Annotated in this window: 1 protein-coding gene; it reads left to right on the top strand. The window is 65.5% G+C overall.

From position 1 onward, the window contains the following. Positions 1 to 672, top strand: a 672-nt coding sequence (locus V7756_RS18965) for an Hpt domain-containing protein (protein ID WP_335611758.1), incomplete at both ends; no start/stop codon positions are given.

Genomic DNA, 672 nt, shown 5'->3' with positions numbered 1-672 from the left:
CCTGCAGAGCCAGAGCCAGAGCCAGAGCCAGAGCCAGAGCCAGAGCCAGAGCCAGAACTGCAACCGGTGGCGCCGCCCAGCCCGCCGCCGGCGGCGGAAGAAGACGAGCTTGATGAAGAACTGGTAGAGATCTTCGTCGAAGAGGCCGGGGAAGTACTGGAAACCCTGGCCGAGTATACGCCCCAATGGCAGGCCGATCTTGAGGATGACAAGGCGCTGGCCGAGGTGCGGCGTGCCTTCCACACGCTCAAGGGCAGTGGCCGCATGGTGCGTGCAGGGGTTCTGGCCGAGCTGGCCTGGGCCGTAGAGAACATGCTCAATCGCGTGCTGGATCGCAGCATCGAAGCCGATGGTGCCCTTTTCCAGGTGGTGAATGCCGTTCGCGGACTGATGCCGCGACTGGTAGAGGACTTTGCCGCAGGTCGGCAGCAGGCGTTGCCGGAGGTCGGGCGCCTGACGGCTCAGGCCGAGGCGTTGGCCCGGGGTGAGGCGTTGCCGGACGCGGGCCCGCCGGCTGCCGATGTCGGCATAGCCAGTGAAGATGCGGCTGAAACGCTTGACCCGATGGTCTCCGCAGACACACTGAATACCGAAGCCGAAGCCGAAGCCGAAGCCGAAGCCGAAGCCGAAGCCGAAGCCGAAGCCGAAGCCGAAGCCGAAGCCGAAGCCGAA

This window comes from Halopseudomonas sp. (assembly GCF_036961105.1).
Lineage (GTDB): Bacteria > Pseudomonadota > Gammaproteobacteria > Pseudomonadales > Pseudomonadaceae > Halopseudomonas.
Note: the sequence above shows the minus strand (reverse complement) of the source record. Positions and strands in the feature narration are given on the sequence as shown.